The organism is Streptomyces sp. NPDC056486 (genome assembly GCF_042795295.1).
Taxonomy (GTDB): domain Bacteria; phylum Actinomycetota; class Actinomycetes; order Streptomycetales; family Streptomycetaceae; genus Streptomyces.
Window position 1 is genome coordinate 1 of record NZ_JBHTSF010000058.1, and the last position, 17880, is coordinate 17880.

Here is a 17880-nt window from a genome sequence, read left to right on the forward strand (position 1 = left end):
CACCCCGATGCGCCGGGCGAGCCGGGTCCGCTCGCGGGAGGGGTCGATGCCGGCGACCCGCAGCCGGCCGCCGCTGGGCGTCAGGATGCTTGCGAGGGCCCAGGGGCCCCATGAGCCCCAGGGAACGCCAGAGGGCCCGCAGCGCGTCGCTGCGGGCCCTCTGAGCGGCATAGGAGGCTTGCGCCTCGCGTTGTCGCGGCCTTACGCCTCGTCGCGGCGCAGGGTCGGCTTCAGGTCCTTGAAGCGGCCGAGCAGTCCGTTCACGAAGGACGGCGAGTCATCCGTGGAGAACTCCTTGGCGAGCTGTACGGACTCGTCGAGCACCACGGCGTCAGGCGTCGCGTCGACCCAGATCAGCTCGTAGGCACCGAGCCGCAGGATGTTGCGGTCGACGACCGGCATCCTGTCCAGGGTCCACCCGACGGCGTACTGGGAGATCAGCTCGTCGATGTGGCGCGCGTGCTCCGCGTACCCCTCGACCAGTTCCATCGTGAACTCGCTCACCGGCGGCTGCCGGGTGTCGGACCGCGAGTGACGCACCCAGTCCGCGAGGACCGTCACCACGTCGGCACCACGCTGGTCGGCCTCGAAGAGGATCTGGAAGGCGCGCTTGCGGGCCGTATTACGAGCAGCCACGGTTAGCTGTTCACCCGGCCGAGGTAGCCGCTGTCACGGGTGTCGACCTTGATCTTCTCGCCCGTGGTGATGAAGAGCGGCACGTTGATCTGGTGGCCGGTCTCCAGCGTCGCGGGCTTGGTGCCGCCGGTGGAGCGGTCGCCCTGGACGCCGGGCTCGGTCTCCTGGATGACCAGCTCGACGGCGGCGGGCAGCTCGACGAAGAGCACTGAACCCTCGTGCTGCGCGACGGAGGCCGTGAAGCCCTCGATCAGGAAGTTGGCGGCGTCACCGACGGACTTGCGGTCGACGTGCAGCTGGTCGTACGTCTCCATGTCCATGAAGACGAAGTAGTCGCCGTCCATGTAGGAGAACTGCATGTCGCGCTTGTCGATCGTCGCCGTGTCGACCTTGACGCCGGCGTTGAAGGTCTTGTCGACGACCTTGCCGGACAGCACGTTCTTGAGCTTGGTGCGCACAAAGGCGGGGCCCTTGCCGGGCTTGACGTGCTGGAACTCGACGACGGACCAGAGCTGGCCCCCGTCGAGCTTGAGCACCAGGCCGTTCTTGAGGTCGTTCGTGGAAGCCACGGTTGCGGAATCTCCTGGACTGACGTGGACGACCCCGGCGCACGCGCACAGCTCTGAAAGCTAGAGCGCGAGCAGCTCCTTGGTCGTGATGGTGAGTAGCTCGGGTCCGCCGTCCGCCTCGGGGCGCACGACGAGCGTGTCATCGATCCGGACACCACCCCGTCCCGGGATGTGAACCCCCGGTTCGACGGTGACCGGCACGCAAGCGTCCAGTTTACCCATGGCCGCGGGCGCCAACTGCGGGTCCTCGTCGATTTCGAGCCCCACACCATGTCCCATCAACGCAGGGAGACCGTCCGCATACCCTGCGGAGTCCAGTACGTGGCGTGCCGCGCGGTCGATGTCACGGTAGGCGGCACCCGGTGCGAGAGCCTCCCTGCCGGCCCGCTGAGCGGCGAAGACGAGGTCGTAGAGCTCGATCTGCCAGTCCGCGGGAGACGTACCGATGACGAACGTACGTCCGATCTCACAACGGTAGCCGCGATAGCTGGCCCCCAGGCACACGGAGAGGAAATCTCCTTCCTCCACCCGACGGTCCGACGGCCGGTGAGCGCCGCGGCCGGAGTTCGGCCCGGTGCCGACGGAGGTCGGGAAGGCGGGCCCGTCCGCCCCGTGGTCGACGAGACGGCGCTCGAGTTCCAGGGCGAGATGGCGTTCCGTACGCCCCACCAGAATGGATTCGAGCAGCTCACCGAGTGCCTGGTCAGCGATCTCGGAGCCGATCCGCAGACAGGAGATCTCCTCCTCGTCCTTGACGAGGCGCAGTTGTTCGACCGCTCCCCCGAGGTCCGCGAGCCGCAGCCGCGGCGCGACGGAACCAAGGGCGCGATGCCGGGCGACCGTGAGGTCGTGCTCCTCGATGGCCAGCGAGTCGGCGCCCTGCGCTGCCGCGAGATCGGCCCCCGCGACGGCGGGATCCCCGCTTGACGCGTCGAGCAACTGCACCCTCAGTCCTGCGTCGGGCCGCCCCTCGCCCTGCTCGTCACCGAGCGGACCGCCGCACAGCAGCAGATCCTCGCTGCTGCCCAGCAGGAGCACGGAGCCGTGCGGCGCCGCTCCCGCGAGATACCGCACGTTGGCGGGACGGGACACCAACGCCGACGCGCTGCCACCCGCGGCACAGCGCTCCCTCAGCCGCTCACGGCGGGCCGCGTACACCTCTGACATGGGACGAGCCTATGAGCGGCGGCGCGGGACGGCCGGTTCAGCGCGTCCGACCGAGGGGCCCAGGGCTTTCCTGGGGGCCTATGGCCGCGGACGGACCTACCACTGCGGCGGGCTCGCGATGGAGCGTGCGAGCACGTCGTCCAGGACGCGGGCGGTAGCGGGCACGTCCAGCTGGGAGTTGTCGATGATGGGCAGTCCCGATCCGTACCAGCCGGCCATACGGCCGTGGATGCGGGCCACTTCCTCGTCCGTGAGGCGGCGATTTCCGCTGCGCTCGGCGTTGCGCTCCAGGACGATCTCCAGACCGGGCAGCAGGACGACCGGCAGCAGCCCCGGACCCACGTGGCGCTTCCAGCCGCCGAGGCCGACGACCGGGCGGTCGGGGAAGACCGCGTCGTCGAGGATGCACGAGATGCCGTTGGCCAGGAAGTTCCGTGCGGCGAAGCCGCAGGTGCGGCGCGCCAGGCGGTACTGCGCCTCGGAGTGGTCGTTCCAGCCGGACTGGGGGTCCGCGAACCCCGAGCGCACCCATTCGCGTACGTCGTCGAGGCTGATGTGGGCGGTCGGCACCCGGCGGTGCTCCGCCCAGAACTTGGCGACGCTCGTCTTGCCCGCGCCCGCGGGGCCGATCAGAAGGACCGCGAGGGTGGTGGCGCCGCTGTCCGACTGGGCCGTGCCGGGCGGGGGGCTCGGCATGGCGACGGGGCCGCCGGGCGGGAGCTGGATGTGGCCCGTCGTGTCCGGGGTCGGGGGCACGGGGGCACCGGGCACGTGGTGGTGCTGAGGGGCTCCCGGCACCGGGGCGTGCGGGTGCACGGCCGGTCCCTGCGGATGGGGGCCGGGGCCCTGCGGATGAGGGGCCGTGCCCGGGGGGTGCGGGGCGCCGGCGAAGCCCGGCGCGGGAGGCGGTGGGCCGCCCGGCGCGGCACCCGGCGGCGGACCGCTCGGGTGGTGTGCGGCCGGGGACCAGCCGGTGGCTGGTCCGTGCCCCGGCTGATGGGGCGGCGGCAGCGGAGACCCCACTGCGTGCTGCATCCGGTGCCACTCCGTCTCGTGCGACTGACGCTGGTCGGGCGGCGGCCGGGGCCACCCGTTACCGAACGGTACCGCCCCCGGCCGACGTTGTGTGAACGGCCGGGGAGGCCGCAGGGTGCCCGTGGCTTGTTCCGATGGGCCGATTCGGCGCTCCTTGAGCGCTACTTCGCCACTTCGCCGTACGCGGCGAGCAGCACCGCGGGGTCGGGGCCCTCCAGGACGGTCGGCTTGCCGAGGCCGTCGAGGACGATGAAGCGCAGCAGGTCACCGCGGGACTTCTTGTCGACCTTCATGGTCTCCAGGAGCTTGGGCCACTGGTCGTAGCGGTAGCTCAAGGGGAGGCCCACCGACTCCAGGACGGCGCGGTGCCGGTCGGCGGTCGCGTCGTCAAGACGTCCGGCGAGGCGGCCGAGTTCGGCCGCGAAGGCCATGCCCACGGAGACGGCGGCGCCGTGCCGCCACTTGTAGCGCTCGTTCTTCTCGATGGCGTGAGCGAGGGTGTGGCCGTAGTTCAGGATCTCGCGCAGGCCCGACTCCTTGAGGTCGCCGGAGACGACCTCGGCCTTGACCTTGATGGAGCGCTCGATCAGCTCGGCGGTATGCCGGCCCTGCGGGCTGCGCGCCGCCTGCGGGTCCTCCTCGATCAGTTCGAGGATCGCCGGGTCGGCGATGAAGCCGGCCTTGATGATCTCCGCGAGGCCCGACACGAAGTCGTTGACCGGCAGCGAGTCGAGCGCGGCCAGGTCGCACAGCACACCGGTGGGCGGGTGGAAGGAGCCCACCAGGTTCTTGCCCTCGGCGGTATTGATACCGGTCTTGCCGCCGACCGCCGCGTCCACCATGCCGAGCACGGTGGTCGGAACGGCGATCCAGCGGACCCCGCGCAGCCAGGTCGCGGCCACGAACCCGGCGAGGTCCGTGGTGGCTCCGCCGCCGACACCGATGATGATGTCGCTGCGGGTGAAGCCGGACTGGCCAAGGGCCTTCCAGCAGTACGCGGCGACCTCGGCGGTCTTGGCCTCCTCCGCGTTCGGCACCTGGATGGCGACGACCTCGAACTCCTGGTCGGCCAGGTCCTGGCGCAGTGCGTCGCCGGTCTCGGCGAGCGCCTCCGGGTGGATGATCGCGACGCGCTTGGTCCGCTCGCCGATCAGGCCGGGCAGCTCGCCGAGGAGCTGCCGTCCGACGAGCACCTCGTACGGCTCGGTGCCCGCAGTGCCGCCGACCTGGATGCGAGTGGGCGCCTGCCCCGAAATCTCCGTCATGCTTCCTTCAACTCCAGTGCGTCGAGGACCGCTTGGGTGACCTCTTCGGGGGTGCGGTCATCGGTGGCGACGACAGCGCGGGCGACTTCGGCGTAGAACTGGCGGCGAGCGTCCATCAGTTCGCGCCACTGCTTGCGCGGGTTGACCGCGAGCAGCGGGCGCGCGACGTTCAGGCCGGTGCGCTTGACCGCCTCCTCGACGTCCATCGACAGATAGACGACGGGGTGCGGGGCGAGGAGCGCGCGGGTCGACTCGTCGAGGATCGCGCCCCCGCCGAGAGCGAGGATCCCCTCGTGCTCGGCGAGCGCCGTGCGGACGGCCGCCCGCTCCAGGTCGCGGAAGTGCGTCTCACCCTCGTCCAGGAAGATGTCAGAAATCTCCCGGCCCTGTACGAGAACGATGTCGGCGTCGGTGTCCCGGTAGACGGTGCCGAGGCGCTCGGCGAGCAGCGCGCCCACCGTCGACTTGCCCACGCCCATCGGCCCGACCAGAACGATCTGCGGGCCGGTCACCGGATCTGGAGGTTCTCGAGGTACGACGTCACGTTCCGCCGGGTCTCGGGCACGCTGTCGCCGCCGAACTTCTCGGCGACGGCGTCTGCCAGGGTCAGCGCGACCATCGCCTCGGCGACGATGCCGGCGGCCGGGACCGCACACACGTCGGAGCGCTGGTGGTGGGCCTTGGTGGCCTCGCCGGTGGCGACGTCGATGGTGGCGAGTGCGCGCGGCACGGTCGCGATGGGCTTCATCGCGGCGCGCACGCGCAGCAGTTCACCGGTGGTCAGGCCGCCCTCGGTGCCGCCGGAGCGCCCTGAGGTGCGCCGGATGCCGTCATCCGTGGAAACAATCTCGTCGTGCGCCTTGGAGCCCGGCACCCGCGCGAGGTCGAAGCCGTCGCCGACCTCGACGCCCTTGATGGCCTGGATGCCCATGAGCGCGGCGGCGAGCCGCGCGTCGAGCCGCCGGTCCCAGTGGACGTGCGACCCGAGCCCGACGGGCACGCCGTAGGCCAGGACCTCGACCACACCCCCCAGGGTGTCGCCGTCCTTGTGGGCCTGGTCGATCTCGGCGACCATCGCCTTGCTCGCGTCCGCGTCGAGGCAGCGCACCGGGTCGGCGTCGAGCTTCTCGACGTCGGCCGGGGTCGGGTAGACGCCGTAGGGCGCCTTCGCCGCCGCCAGCTCCGTGACGTGGCTGACGATCTCGATCCCGGCCGTCTCCTTCAGGTACGAGCGGGCGACCGCGCCGAGCGCGACGCGCGCCGCGGTCTCGCGGGCCGAGGCACGCTCCAGGATCGGCCGGGCCTCGTCGAAGCCGTACTTCTGCATGCCCGCGAGGTCGGCGTGGCCGGGCCGGGGCCGGGTCAGCGGGGCGTTGCGGGCCAGGTCGGCGAGGATCTCCGGATCGACCGGGTCGGCCGCCATGACCTGTTCCCACTTGGGCCACTCGGTGTTGCCCACCATGATCGCGATCGGCGAGCCCATGCTCAGGCCGTGCCGGACGCCGCCCAGGAAGGTGATCTCGTCGCGCTCGAACTTCATGCGCGCGCCGCGCCCATAGCCGAGGCGCCGCCGGGCCAGGTGGTCCGCCACCATCTCCGTGGTGATCGGCACGCCGGCGGGAAGACCCTCCAGCGTCGCGACAAGTGCGGGTCCGTGGGACTCTCCCGCGGTCAGCCAACGCAACCTGCTCAACGGTGCTCCTCTTGCTCGCGCCTGGAACTGCGTGGCGCGACCGGGTGCGCGGCCCTGGCCCGCCACCCTGATCCTCCCACGTCGGGGGTCGGGGCCCGGCCTCCGGTCCAGAAAGCGGACGGCTCGGGGTCAGTCCTGGCGCGCGGCCAGCGCGTGCTCCCCGGCCTTGCGCATCGCGGCCAGCGGCGCGGATGTGTGCCCGGTCATCTGCTCGACCTGCAGCACGGCCTGGTGCACGAGCAGGTCGAGCCCGCTGACGACGGCCCCGCCGTACATCGACCAGCGGGCCGCCAGAGCGGTGGGCCACGGGTCGTACAGGACGTCGAAGAGGGTCGCGGGCCGCTCCGGCACGGCGGCCGACAGTGCGTCGGTCGCGCCCGCGGGCGTCGTGGCGATCACCAGCGGCGCGCTCAGCGCGCGCTCGGCGTCCGCCCAGTCCGCCGTCCGCACCTCCACGCCGAGCCGCTCTCCCCACTGCCGCATCTCGGCTGCGCGCGCCTCGCTGCGTACGTACGCGACGACCTCGCCCGTGCAGATCCGCGCCAGCGCGGCGAGCGCGGACGACGCGGTGGCGCCCGCGCCGAGGATCGCGGCCGACTCGACCTGCTCGATGCCGCGTTCGCGCAGGGCGGCGACCATGCCGGGGATGTCTGTGTTGTCGCCGACGCGACGACCGTCGTCCCTGAAGACGACGGTGTTGACCGCCTCGACGGAGGCGGCCGTCTCGCTGATCTCGTCGAGCAGCGGGATCACCGCGCGCTTGAGCGGCATCGTCAGCGAGAGCCCGGCCCACTCGGGCCCGAGACTCTTCAGGAAGCCGGGCAGGGCCGCCTCGTCGACATCGAACAGGTCATACGTCCGGTCGGCCAGGCCCAGCTCCCCGTATGCGGCGCGGTGCAGCACCGGGGAGAGGGAGTGGGCGATGGGTGAGCCTAGGACTGCGGCTCGGCGCGTTGTACTCATCAGCCGGGATTCTTCTGTTCCTCGCGGTACTTCTTACGGTTCTGCTCGTGCTGCTCGTTCGTCTCGGCGAACAGTGTTTTGTCCGCGTTGATGGAGACGAAGTAGTACCAGTTCCCCTTGGCCGGGCTGAGCGCGGACTTGAGCGCCTCGTCTCCGGGGTTCCCGATCGGCCCGGGGGGCAGGCCCTTGATCTTGTACGTGTTGTACGGGTCGTTGAACTTGCGCAGATCGTCGACCGTGCCGGTGTCCAGGGTGCTTTCCGCCTTGGCGTAGTTCACCGTCGAGTCGAAGTCAAGGAGTCCGTAGGTCTCGGTGTTGTTGGGCTTGAGGCGGTTGTAGACGACCGTCGCGACCTTTTCGAAGTCGTGCTTGTACTTGCCTTCCGCCTGGACCAGGCTCGCCACCGTGAGTACCTGCAGCGGATCCTTCAGGTTCAGCTCGGCGGCCTTCGACTTGAGGCCCAACTCGTCGTACTTCTCTGCGGAGTGAGAAACCATGTTCTTGAGGACGACCTCAGGCTTCTGGCCCTTGGCGACCGGATAGCTGGAGGGGTAAAGGAATCCCTCGAGCGGATCCTTGATGTCCTTGTTGGTGTTCGCCCAGTCAGGAAGTCCGAGCGTCTTCCATTCCTTCTTGGCGACACCCTCGGTCGTGCCCTTTTCGAGCTTGAGGCGCGTATCGATCTGCTTGTAGACCCACGAGTTCCGCTTACCTTCGGGAATGATGAGGTTATTGCGGCTCTTCGGGCTGAGCATCAGCTCTACGGCACTCTTGGCCGACATCTGTTTCTTCAGGGTATAGACGCCTGCCTGAATGGAATTACCATCGGAGTTCTGCGCCTGCGCGGAGACAAAAGCATCCACGCTCTTGACGACTCCGGCTTCCTTCAGTTTCTGGCCGATCACATACCCGCCGGAGTCCTTGGGGATGTCCACGGTGGCAGTTCCGGTGCCTTCGCCCGCGAAATCCGGGGCCGTACCGAATCGGTCCTGGTAGAACTGATAGCCGAAATAGCCGACCCCGCCGAGACCGCCGCCGAAGACCAGCGTCACGACCAGGCAAGCGCAGCCACTCCTGCGCTTCTTCGGTTTCTTGCCGCCCCGTCCGCCTCGACGGTCCCCGCGGCCACCACGGCGCCCCGGCGAATCGTCGTCGTCCTCGTCCTCGTCATCATCCGCGCCGGAGAAGAAGGCGTGCTCGCCCTGGTCCGGACCCGGATCCCAGTCCTGCTGCGGCTCGGGTTCGGGACGGCGACGGGACGGCGGCTCCGGCGGGGGGTACGCGTCGGGGGTGCCGTAATAGTCCGGGCTCTCCGCGCCGTAGCCGCCGGGCTGGTTGCCGTAGGGGTCCGACGGGTCGGCGGCGTACGGGACCTGGCCCTGGTGGCCGGTGTCCCAGCCGCCGTTGTACTGCTGATCGTGGCCGCCGTTGTACGGCTGCTCCTGACCTCCGCCGTACTGCTGCTCCGGGCTGCCGTTGTACTGCTGCTCCGGACCACCGTTGTACTGCTGTTCCGGGTTGCCGTTGTACTGCTGCTGACCGACAGGTCCGCCGTACTGCTGCTGACCGTAAGCCTGCTGTGCGCCCGTGCTCCAGTCGTCGTACTGCGCGTGCTGCTGAGGGTGCTGCGGCTGCTGAGGGTAGTACTGCCCCTGGCCGCCGTAGGAGGACGGGCCGTCGGAGGCCTGCTGTCCTCCCCATCCGCCGTCCCCGTACAACGGGTCCTCGGGATGCCACGGTTCGGAGCCTGGGCCCCGGCCATACTCAGTCATCGATCCCCTACACGCCGCGAGGCGGGGCCGCCGTCTGAGTGGTCGGGCAACCGTTCCGCCTCTTGCTGCTGTGCGGCAGCTGTTCGAACACCGCCGTATCGCGCGGAACGTTACCGTATCGCGATCAGATGACCACTTCGACGCCCTCGCCCGGAGCACTACCTGACGCCCGTTCGGACTCCAGGGCCTGCTGCAGGATGATGACGGCCGCCGCCTGATCGATGACAGACCTGCCCTTTTTGGACTTCACGCCCGAGGCGCGCAGTCCCTGACTGGCCGTCACTGTGGTCATCCTCTCGTCCACGAGCCTCACCGAAATGGGGGCCACCGAGCGGGCGAGTTCCTGGACGAACGCGCGGACCTTGACGGCCGCCGGGCCCTCGCCCCCGTTGAGGGAGCGAGGAAGTCCGACGACGATCTCGATCGGTTCGTACTCGTCGACGAGCTGCTTCAGACGGCGGTGCGCGGCCGGGACGTCGCGGCCGGGCACCGTCTCCACCGGAGTGGCGAGGATCCCGTCGGGGTCGCACGAGGCGACCCCGATCCGGGCATCGCCGACGTCGATGGCCAGACGCCGGCCCCTGCGCATTCCTTCAGACATCAGGCCGTCTCTGCCACGAGGCGCTCGACGGCGGCCATGGCGTCGCCGATGGCCGCGGCGTTCTGACCGCCGCCCTGGGCGACGTCCGGCTTGCCGCCGCCACCGCCACCGAGAGTCTTGGCGGCCGTACGGACGAGGTCACCGGCCTTGAGACCGCGCTCACGGGCGGCTTCGTTCGTGGCGATGACCGTCAGCGGGCGGCCATTGGCCGTCGTGAACAGGGCCACCACGGCCGGACGGTCGCCGGGGATGCGGTGGCGTACGTCGAGGACCAGCTTGCGCAGGTCGTCGGCGCCCGTGCCGTCAGGCACCTGACCGGTGACGAGAGCGACGCCTCGTACGTCCTTGGCCTGGTCGACAAGACCGGCGGCGGCCGCAAGGACCTTCTCCGCGCGGAACTTCTCGATCTCCTTCTCGGCGTCCTTCAGCTTGCCGAGCATGGCGGAGACCTTGTCAGGCAACTCCTCGGAACGGCCCTTGACCAGCTCCTGGAGCTGGGCGACCACCGTGTGCTCCTTGGCCAGGAAGTTGTACGCGTCGACGCCGACCAAGGCCTCGATGCGGCGCACGCCCGAACCGATGGACGATTCGCCGAGCAGCTTCACCAGGCCCAGCTGGGCGGTGTTGTGCACGTGCGTGCCGCCGCACAGCTCCTTGGAGAAGTCGCCGATGGTGACCACGCGCACCCGCTCGCCGTACTTCTCGCCGAACTCGGCGATGGCGCCCTGCTTCTTGGCCTCGTCGATCGACATGACCTCGGCCTGTACGTCGAGCTCATGTGCGAGTACTTCGTTGATCTTCTGCTCGACGTCCGTCATGACGGCCGTGGGCACGGCCGACGGGGAGCCGAAGTCGAAGCGGAAGCGGCCGGGCTGGTTCTCGGAACCGGCCTGGGCGGCCGTCGGGCCGAGCGCGTCGCGCAGCGCCTGGTGCGTGAGGTGCGTGGCGGAGTGGGCGCGGGCGATGGCGCGACGGCGGTGCACGTCGATCGAGGCCCAGACCTGGTCGCCGACGGTGATCTCGCCGACCTGGACGACACCCTTGTGGACGTGCACTCCGGGGACCGGCTTCTGCACGTCACGGATCTCGACGACCGCGCCGTTGTCGAGGCGGATCCGGCCGGAGTCGGCGATCTGGCCGCCGCCCTCGGCGTAGAAGGGGGTGCGGTCGAGGACGACCTCGACCTCGTCGCCCTCGCGGGCGGCGGGGGACGATGCGCCGTTGACCAGGAGGCCGACGATCACGGCCTCGTTCTCGGTGAGGGTGTAGCCGGTGAAGTCCGTGGCGCCGGAGCTGTCGGCGATCTCGCGGTAGGCGTGCAGATCGGCGTGGCCGGTCTTCTTGGCCTGCGCGTCGGCCTTGGCCCGCTCCCGCTGCTCCTTCATCAGGCGCCTGAAGCCGTCCTCGTCCACGGAGAGGCCCTGTTCGGCGGCCATCTCCAGGGTGAGGTCGATCGGGAAGCCCCACGTGTCGTGCAGCAGGAACGCCTTGTCGCCGGAGAGGACCTTGCCACCGGCGGTCTTGGTCTCGGTGACGGCGGTGTCGAGGATGTTCGTGCCGCCCTTGAGCGCCTTGAGGAAGGCGGCCTCTTCGGCGAGCGCGACGGTCTCGATGCGCTTGCGGTCGGTCCGGAGCTCGGGGTACTGCTCGCCCATCGACTCGATGACCGTGTCGACGAGTTCGAGGGCGACCGGGCCCGTGGCACCCATCAGGCGCATGTTGCGGATGGCGCGGCGCATGATGCGGCGCAGCACATAGCCACGGCCTTCGTTGCCCGGCGTGACACCGTCACCGATGAGCATCACGGACGTACGCATGTGGTCGGCGACCACGCGCAGGGAGACGTCCGAGCCCTGCTCGGCGCCGTACCGCACGCCGGTCAGCTCGGTGGCCTTGTCCATGACGACGCGCAGGGTGTCCGTCTCGTACATGTTCTGCACGCCCTGCAGGATCATGGCGAGACGCTCGAGACCGAGGCCGGTGTCGATGTTCTGGCTGGGCAGGTCGCCGAGGATCTCGAAGTCTTCCTTCGAGGTGCCCTCGCCGCGCTCGTACTGCATGAAGACCAGGTTCCAGATCTCCACGTAGCGCTCGTCGTTGACGGCGGGGCCGCCCTCGACACCGAACTCGGGGCCGCGGTCGTAGTTGATCTCGGAGCAGGGGCCGCAGGGTCCGGGGACGCCCATGGACCAGTAGTTGTCCTTCTTGCCCAGGCGCTGGATGCGCTCGGCGGGGACACCCACCTTCTCGCGCCAGATGGTCTCGGCCTCGTCGTCGTCGAGGTAGACCGTCACCCAGAGGCGCTCGGGGTCGAGGCCGAAGCCACCGTCCGCCACGGAGCTGGTGAGCAGCTCCCAGGCGTACGTGATGGCGCCTTCCTTGAAGTAGTCCCCGAAGGAGAAGTTGCCGCACATCTGGAAGAACGTGCCGTGGCGCGTGGTCTTGCCGACCTCTTCGATGTCGGGCGTACGCACGCACTTCTGCACGCTCGTGGCGCGCGAGAACGGCGGCTTGACCTCACCCAGGAAGTAGGGCTTGAAGGGCACCATGCCGGCGGGGACGAGGAGCAGAGTCGGGTCGTCCGCGATGAGCGACGCCGAAGGGACGACGGTGTGCCCGCGCTCCTCGAAGAAGCTCAGCCAGCGGCGGCGAATCTCGGCCGACTCCATCAGTGGTCCTCATTCCGGTTGTACGAGTACTTCGACTTCGAGAGGTACTTGCCCTGCTTGTTCTTGTCGGTCTTGCTGGTCTTGCCGTTCTCGATGGCCACGACCACACGGCGCGGCCCGGGGAGTTCGGGGTCGACCGGGGCGTCGAGGCCGAGGGCCTCACCCAGTTCGGCCTCGCGCTGGGCCATGCCGTCGCGGACGTCGAGAGCGAAGTCCTTGAGCTTGTGACCCGCCTCGACCGCCTTGTTCGCGGCCTGCGCCGCGAGGCTTTCGGGGGTCAGTTGCTTGATCTTGCGGTTGACCTTGGTGGTGGCCCACACACCGGCAGCGGCGCCCGCGGTGAACCAGAACGTACGGCGGAACATCGCTGCGTCAGTCCTTCTTCCGCTTGCCCCGCCGCCGCGCTGAGGGGAGAGTGCGCCCCACGATCACGGTACGTCGGGCGGGCGCCGGGGGCACATTGGTTGATTCGGGTCCTGCCTTGCGGCCCAGGGCCCTGCGCACCCCGTAACCGAACGCCGCGACCTTGACGAGGGGCCCGCCGAAGGTGGAGGCCACCGTCGAGGAGAGCGCAGATGCGTTCGACGTGACTTCTTGTACGTCGGAGGCGATGGCGTCGACCCGGTCGATCTGGGTCTGCGCGGAGCGCACCGCGCTGGAGGCGTCCGCGAGGAGCGGGACGGCCTGCTCGGTCACATCCGCGACGAGCTTGGTGGTCGCCTTGAGCGTCTGCGCCAGCCTCACCAGCGCCACGGCCAGGAAGGAGACCAGGATCGCCCAGAAGACGGCCACCAGGATCCCGGCCACCTCTCCACCCGACACTGTGCACCGCTCCCTGAACATCGGCCCTGAACATCGAAAAGTCGTCACCCGACCCTATCGCGCCGGGGCCAAGGCTCCGCACCGCATTACCGCGTCGGACCAAGGGAGTTGCCTCAAGTGATTGTACGGAGTGCTTACGCATGGGTACGCTCCGTAGATCATGCGACGCGATCAGCGCACGGGCGACCACCGGCACAGCTCCTCCGTACAGCCGCCGAGACCCGGCAATCTCCCTCTGGAGCTCAACGCCTTCGTCGGACGTACCGACGAACTCGCCTCTCTCGCCGCCGCGTTGGAGGCCGGACGTCTTGTCACGGTGACCGGTGTCGGCGGCGTCGGGAAGTCGCGTCTCGCCGTCCGGGCCGCCTCCGACGCCGCGCCGCGGGACGGCGCCTGGCTGGTGGAGCTCGCGGCGGTTCGTGACCCGGATCTGGTGGAACACGCGGTCGCCGACGCGCTGCGCCTGACGGATCACACGCACCGCACACCGCGCAAGGTGCTCATCGAGCATCTCGCGGAGCGCGAAGTCCTCCTCGTCGTCGACGGGTTCGAACACCTGGTGGATGCGTGCGCCTCCCTTGTGGGGGATCTGCTGCTCCGCTCCCCCGGGCTCCGCGTGCTCGCGGTGGGGCGCAGGCCCCTCGACACCGGGGGCGAGCGGATCTTCCCGCTCGCGCCGCTGCCCACACCCGACGCGACCGCGCTGTTCGCCGACCGTGCGGCCGCGGGGCTTTCGGGGTTCGCCCTTGACGAGCGGAACGAAGCCGACGTGGCGGAGCTCTGCCGCCGCCTCGACGGGATCCCGCTGGCCGTCGAGCTGGCGGCGGGGCGGCTGCGGGCGCTTTCGCCCGCGCAGCTGCTTTCCCGGCTCGACGACCGTTTCGCGCTGCTCACCGGGACCAGGCGCGATGTGCCGCCGCGGCATCAGACCCTGCGTACGGCCATCGGCTGGAGCCATGAGCTGTGCACGGCGGGCGAGCGTCTGCTGTGGTCGCGGCTCTCGGTGTTCTGCGGCCCCTTCGACCTGGAGGCGGCCGAGTACATCTGCAGTGGGGACGGCCTGCACGCCGACGACGTGCTCGACGTACTCGGTGAGTTGCTCGCCCAGTCCGTCGTGACCCGCGAGGAAGGACCGACGGGTGTCCGCTACCGCATGCTCGACACGGTCCGGGCGTACGGCGCCGACTGGCTGGAGGCGTCCGGCGACGCCGCACGGATGCGGCGCAGGCACCGCGACTGGTACATGGGGCTCGCCACCTGGTGCGAGCTGGACTGGTTCTCGCCGCGCCAGGCGCGGGTCGCCGAACTCGTCGACCTGGAACTGCCCAATCTGCGGGGCGCTCTCGAGTACTGCCTGACCGAGCCGGACGAGACACATCTGGGCCAGTATCTGGCGGGCAGCCTGTGGTTCTACTGGGTCGGCTGCGGGCGGCTCGCGGAGGGCCGGCACTGGCTCGACCGCGCCCTCGAACTGGACGGCGGCCACGACGACTCCCGGCTCAAGGCGCTGTGGGTGCTCGGCTACGTCGCGGTCCTGCAGGGCGACACGGTCGCCGCGCTTGCCGCGCTGCAGGAGTGCAAGGACGAGGCGGAACGCACGGGCAGCGCCATCGCGACCGCGTACGCCGTGCACCGCATCGGCTGCCTCGCGCTCCTGGCCGACGACATGCCGCGCGCCGAGACCCTGCTGCGCTCGGCCCTCGACCAGTACCACGAGATCGGCGAGCTCAACAGCAACGTCCTGATGGGCCAGGTCGAGCTGGCGATGGCCCTCGCCTTCCGCGGCGAGCTCGCCGACGCGGTCGTGCTCTGCGAGGACGTTCGCCAGGTCTGCGAGGACCACGGCGAGCGCTGGACTCTCGCCTACGCCCTCTATGTGCTCGGCTTCGCGGCCTGGACGCGCGGTGAGGCCGCGTCCGCCCGTGAGCTGGTCATGCGGTGCCTTGCCCTGGACCACGCCTTCCACGATCTGCTCGGCACGGTGCTCGCGATCGAGCTGCTCGCCCTGTTCACCGCGGTGGAGGGCGACCCGGCCGAGGCCGCGGTCCTGCAGGGCGCAGCGTCCCGTATCTGGCCGTCGGTGGGCCTTCCGCTGTTCGGCTCCGGGTACTTCGGCGGGCCGCACGAGCTGTGCGAGTCGCAGGCACGTGAGCAGCTCGGCGACGCGGGCTACGAGGAGTGCGTCGCTGCCGGGACCCGTCTGACCGCGGAGGCGGCGGTGTCCCGGGCCCTGGGCGCAGGCGCCGAGGGCAATGCAAAAACCCGCCGCCTGCCCCACCAGGAAGGCAGGGCGGGCGACGGGCTGAAGCAGGGAGAGCTACGTCCGGGTCAGCGGGCGTAGTACTCGACGACGAGCTGCTCGTCGCAGATCACGGGGATCTCCTTGCGGTTCGGGTCACGGTCCAGACGGAAGGCCAGAGCCTTCAGGTTCACCTGGAGGTAACGCGGGATCTCGCCGTCGGGGGCGAAGCCACCCTCACGCGAAACCACGAACAGCGGCTTCTCACGGCTGCGCTCGCGGACCATCACGACGTCGTCGGGACGGACGCGGAACGACGGCTTGTCGACCTTGCCGCCGTTGACCTCGATGTGGCCGTGGCTGACCATCTGACGGGCCTGGTAGATCGTGCGGGCGATGCCCGAACGAAGGATCAGGGCGTCGAGACGGCGCTCGAGCTCGATGACCAGAGCCTCGCCGGTCTTGCCTTCGGCCTTCTTGGCGCGGTCGTAGGCACGAGCCATCTGCTTCTCGCTGATGTCGTACTGCGCGCGCAGACGCTGCTTCTCGAGCAGACGGACCTTGTAGTCCGAGTTCTGCTTACGGCCACGGCCGTGCTCACCCGGCGGGTAGGGGCGGGCCTCGAAGTACTTGACGGCCTTCGGGGTCAGCGCGATGCCGAGGGCACGCGACTTCTTGACCTTGGGGCGGGACTGGTTCGTCATGAACCAACCTCTCTGTTCCATGTGAATACGGCTTCACCAGGGTTAGGGGAGGTCGCATCCGCAGCCTGGGAAACCCATCGGATCCGGTGGTTCTGGATCCGGCGGGCAGCCGCTCCCTGGTCTGGGCACTATGTGCAGCACGCGAGTGGCCCACCGACCGCTTCCCGCAGGACGGGATGGTGGTGGGCTGCCCGCGACACCTTCGACGGTGCGCGACGCTCCTGGAGACTCCTGGACGGTGAGGTCCGGGGCTCCGGCTGGATGTCCCGTTCTGGTGGTGCCGGTACAAGACCGGACACGGGACGCAGCACTTCGGGCAAGTGTACCGGGTGACAGGGGGTGCCTCCGCCACGGCCGCGAGGGGCCGCGACGGGGTGGGGCTACTCGCCCTTGAGGCGCTCGCGGACCCGCTCGACCACGTCCGCGTACCTCGCCTCGGCTCCGTAGCGAGTGGGTTGGTAGTAACGCTTGGCGGCGACGGTGTCCGGTGCGTACTGCTGGGCGGCGATCGCGCCCGGCACGTCGTGCGGGTACACATAGCCCTGGGCGTGGCCGAGCTTGGCCGCTCCCTTGTAGTGACCGTCGCGCAGGTGGGGCGGGACGGGGCCGGCCAGTCCCGCGCGGACGTCGGCCTGGGCGGACTGGATGGCGATCGTCGCGGCGTTCGACTTCGGGGCCAGAGCGAGGGCGATCGTCGCGTGGCTGAGAGTGAGCGCGGCCTCCGGGAAGCCGATCATGGCGACGGCCTGGGCGGCGGCGACCGCCGTGGGCAGCGCCGTGGGGTCGGCGAGGCCGATGTCCTCGCTCGCGGAGATCATCAGGCGGCGTGCGATGAAGCGGGGGTCCTCGCCCGCCTCGATCATCCGGGCCAGATAGTGCAGGGCCGCGTCCACGTCCGAACCGCGGATGGATTTGATGAGGGCGCTCGCGACGTCGTAGTGCTGGTCGCCGTCACGGTCGTACGTGACGGCCGCGCGGTCGACCGACTCCTCCAGGGTCTGGAGGGTGATCTCCTTGTCGCCCTTGGCGATGGCCGAGCCCGCACCCGCCTCCAGGGCGGTGAGCGCGCGCCGGGCGTCGCCGCCCGAGATCCGCAGGAGATGCTCCTCGGTGTCCTCGGGCAGCTCCACCGCACCGCCCAGGCCCCGCTCCTCGGCGAGCGCCCGGCGCAGCAGGCCGCGCAGGTCGTCGTCCGTGAGCGGTTCGAGCGTGAGGAGGAGGGAGCGGGACAGGAGCGGGGAGATGATCGAGAAGTACGGGTTCTCGGTCGTCGCCGCGATCAGGGTCACCCAGCGGTTCTCGACGGCGGGGAGCAGTGAGTCCTGCTGGGCCTTGCTGAAGCGGTGGATCTCGTCCAGGAAGAGGACGGTCTCCTTGCCGTGGCCGCCCAGGGCCCTGCGGGCCCCCTCGATGACCGCGCGGACTTCTTTCACGCCCGCGGTGATCGCGGAGAGCTCCACGAAGCGCTTGTTCGTGGCCTTGGAGACCACGTACGCGAGGGTCGTCTTGCCGATGCCCGGCGGCCCCCACAGGAACACCGACGACGGTCCCGCCGGTCCTCCCCCGCCCTCGCCCACCAACCTGCGCAGGGGCGAGCCCCGCTTCAGGAGATGCTGCTGGCCGACTACTTCTTCGAGGGTGCGCGGGCGCATCCGGACGGCCAGGGGACTTGTCGAAGGGTCCTTCTCCTGGCGGTCCTCGGCGGCTGCGGTGAACAGATCGGGCTCCACGCTTCGAACCCTACG

Annotated in this window: 16 protein-coding genes and 1 pseudogene; 1 reads left to right on the top strand and 16 read right to left on the bottom strand. The window is 69.8% G+C overall.

Translation table 11 applies throughout. From position 1 onward, the window contains the following. The 14 genes and pseudogenes from ACFQ7F_RS22900 to ACFQ7F_RS22965 form a co-directional block, all read right to left on the bottom strand. Nucleotides 1-162 (bottom strand): annotated as a pseudogene (locus ACFQ7F_RS22900) (methionine ABC transporter ATP-binding protein); the annotation flags it as partial. 39 nt (nt 163-201) lie between these two features. Continuing rightward, nucleotides 202-636 carry a transcription antitermination factor NusB gene (nusB, locus tag ACFQ7F_RS22905; protein ID WP_383273240.1) on the bottom strand — a complete coding sequence of 145 codons (435 nt, stop codon included), beginning with the start codon at nt 634-636 and terminating at the stop codon, nt 202-204. Between the two features lie 2 nt (nt 637-638). After that, the gene (gene efp, locus ACFQ7F_RS22910) at nt 639-1205 is read right to left on the bottom strand and encodes an elongation factor P (protein WP_383273242.1); all 567 of its coding nucleotides are present in this window, start codon (nt 1203-1205) and stop codon (nt 639-641) included. 60 nt (nt 1206-1265) lie between these two features. Beyond that, nucleotides 1266-2372 carry a M24 family metallopeptidase gene (locus ACFQ7F_RS22915; RefSeq protein WP_383273244.1) on the bottom strand — a complete coding sequence of 369 codons (1107 nt, stop codon included), beginning with the start codon at nt 2370-2372 and terminating at the stop codon, nt 1266-1268. 96 nt (nt 2373-2468) lie between these two features. Beyond that, nucleotides 2469-3407, bottom strand: coding sequence for a Pro-rich N-terminal domain-containing protein (locus tag ACFQ7F_RS22920; RefSeq protein WP_383273246.1), 939 nt, complete (start codon nt 3405-3407; stop codon nt 2469-2471). A gap of 161 nt (nt 3408-3568) precedes the next feature. Further along, complete coding sequence (gene aroB / locus ACFQ7F_RS22925; RefSeq protein ID WP_383273248.1) at nt 3569-4672, bottom strand: 3-dehydroquinate synthase; 1104 nt, start codon at nt 4670-4672, stop codon at nt 3569-3571. Next, nucleotides 4669-5184 carry a shikimate kinase gene (locus ACFQ7F_RS22930; protein WP_383273250.1) on the bottom strand — a complete coding sequence of 172 codons (516 nt, stop codon included), beginning with the start codon at nt 5182-5184 and terminating at the stop codon, nt 4669-4671. Before ACFQ7F_RS22930 ends, aroB begins: the two co-directional genes overlap by 4 nt. Then, the gene (gene aroC / locus ACFQ7F_RS22935) at nt 5181-6365 is read right to left on the bottom strand and encodes a chorismate synthase (RefSeq protein ID WP_383273252.1); all 1185 of its coding nucleotides are present in this window, start codon (nt 6363-6365) and stop codon (nt 5181-5183) included. Before aroC ends, ACFQ7F_RS22930 begins: the two co-directional genes overlap by 4 nt. Before the next feature lie 129 nt (nt 6366-6494). After that, nucleotides 6495-7328 carry a shikimate dehydrogenase gene (locus tag ACFQ7F_RS22940; protein ID WP_383273254.1) on the bottom strand — a complete coding sequence of 278 codons (834 nt, stop codon included), beginning with the start codon at nt 7326-7328 and terminating at the stop codon, nt 6495-6497. Then, entirely contained in the window at nt 7328-9100 is a 1773-nt protein-coding gene (mltG, locus tag ACFQ7F_RS22945; protein ID WP_383273256.1) for an endolytic transglycosylase MltG, read from the bottom strand. Before mltG ends, ACFQ7F_RS22940 begins: the two co-directional genes overlap by 1 nt. Before the next feature lie 124 nt (nt 9101-9224). Continuing rightward, nucleotides 9225-9689, bottom strand: coding sequence for a Holliday junction resolvase RuvX (ruvX, locus tag ACFQ7F_RS22950; protein WP_383273323.1), 465 nt, complete (start codon nt 9687-9689; stop codon nt 9225-9227). Nucleotides 9690-9700: 11 nt separating this feature from the next. Continuing rightward, nucleotides 9701-12370, bottom strand: coding sequence for an alanine--tRNA ligase (alaS, locus tag ACFQ7F_RS22955; RefSeq protein WP_383273258.1), 2670 nt, complete (start codon nt 12368-12370; stop codon nt 9701-9703). Continuing rightward, nucleotides 12370-12735, bottom strand: a complete 366-nt coding sequence (locus tag ACFQ7F_RS22960; protein ID WP_383273260.1) for a DUF6167 family protein — start codon at nt 12733-12735, stop codon at nt 12370-12372. The genes alaS and ACFQ7F_RS22960 overlap by 1 nt, the downstream gene beginning before the upstream one ends. Before the next feature lie 7 nt (nt 12736-12742). Beyond that, nucleotides 12743-13192: a DUF948 domain-containing protein gene (locus ACFQ7F_RS22965; protein ID WP_383273262.1), complete on the bottom strand. Its 450-nt coding sequence runs from the start codon at nt 13190-13192 to the stop codon at nt 12743-12745. 160 nt (nt 13193-13352) lie between these two features. On the opposite strand from ACFQ7F_RS22965, the gene ACFQ7F_RS22970 reads away from it, so the two are divergent. Further along, nucleotides 13353-15533, top strand: coding sequence for an ATP-binding protein (locus ACFQ7F_RS22970; RefSeq protein ID WP_383273264.1), 2181 nt, complete (start codon nt 13353-13355; stop codon nt 15531-15533). Here the strand turns inward: ACFQ7F_RS22970 and rpsD are convergent. Both rpsD and ACFQ7F_RS22980 read right to left on the bottom strand, forming a co-directional pair. Further along, on the bottom strand, nt 15521-16135 hold the full coding sequence (rpsD, locus tag ACFQ7F_RS22975; RefSeq protein WP_361834513.1) for a 30S ribosomal protein S4: 615 nt from the start codon (nt 16133-16135) through the stop codon (nt 15521-15523). The genes ACFQ7F_RS22970 and rpsD overlap by 13 nt on opposite strands. Before the next feature lie 380 nt (nt 16136-16515). Next, a complete protein-coding gene (locus ACFQ7F_RS22980) occupies nt 16516-17865 on the bottom strand; it encodes a replication-associated recombination protein A (RefSeq protein ID WP_383273266.1) in 1350 nt (449 codons plus the stop codon). Between the last annotated feature and the right edge of the window lie 15 nt (nt 17866-17880).

Coding starts and splice junctions, on each gene's coding strand:
- ACFQ7F_RS22970 (WP_383273264.1), top strand. CDS start 13,353: ATGCGACGCGATCAGCGCACGGGCGACCACCGGCACAGCTCCTCCGTA.
- mltG (WP_383273256.1), bottom strand. CDS start 9,100: ATGACTGAGTATGGCCGGGGCCCAGGCTCCGAACCGTGGCATCCCGAG.
- ACFQ7F_RS22915 (WP_383273244.1), bottom strand. CDS start 2,372: ATGTCAGAGGTGTACGCGGCCCGCCGTGAGCGGCTGAGGGAGCGCTGT.
- ACFQ7F_RS22940 (WP_383273254.1), bottom strand. CDS start 7,328: ATGAGTACAACGCGCCGAGCCGCAGTCCTAGGCTCACCCATCGCCCAC.
- ruvX (WP_383273323.1), bottom strand. CDS start 9,689: ATGCGCAGGGGCCGGCGTCTGGCCATCGACGTCGGCGATGCCCGGATC.
- aroB (WP_383273248.1), bottom strand. CDS start 4,672: ATGACGGAGATTTCGGGGCAGGCGCCCACTCGCATCCAGGTCGGCGGC.
- rpsD (WP_361834513.1), bottom strand. CDS start 16,135: ATGACGAACCAGTCCCGCCCCAAGGTCAAGAAGTCGCGTGCCCTCGGC.
- ACFQ7F_RS22920 (WP_383273246.1), bottom strand. CDS start 3,407: ATGCAGCACGCAGTGGGGTCTCCGCTGCCGCCGCCCCATCAGCCGGGG.
- alaS (WP_383273258.1), bottom strand. CDS start 12,370: ATGGAGTCGGCCGAGATTCGCCGCCGCTGGCTGAGCTTCTTCGAGGAG.
- ACFQ7F_RS22960 (WP_383273260.1), bottom strand. CDS start 12,735: ATGTTCCGCCGTACGTTCTGGTTCACCGCGGGCGCCGCTGCCGGTGTG.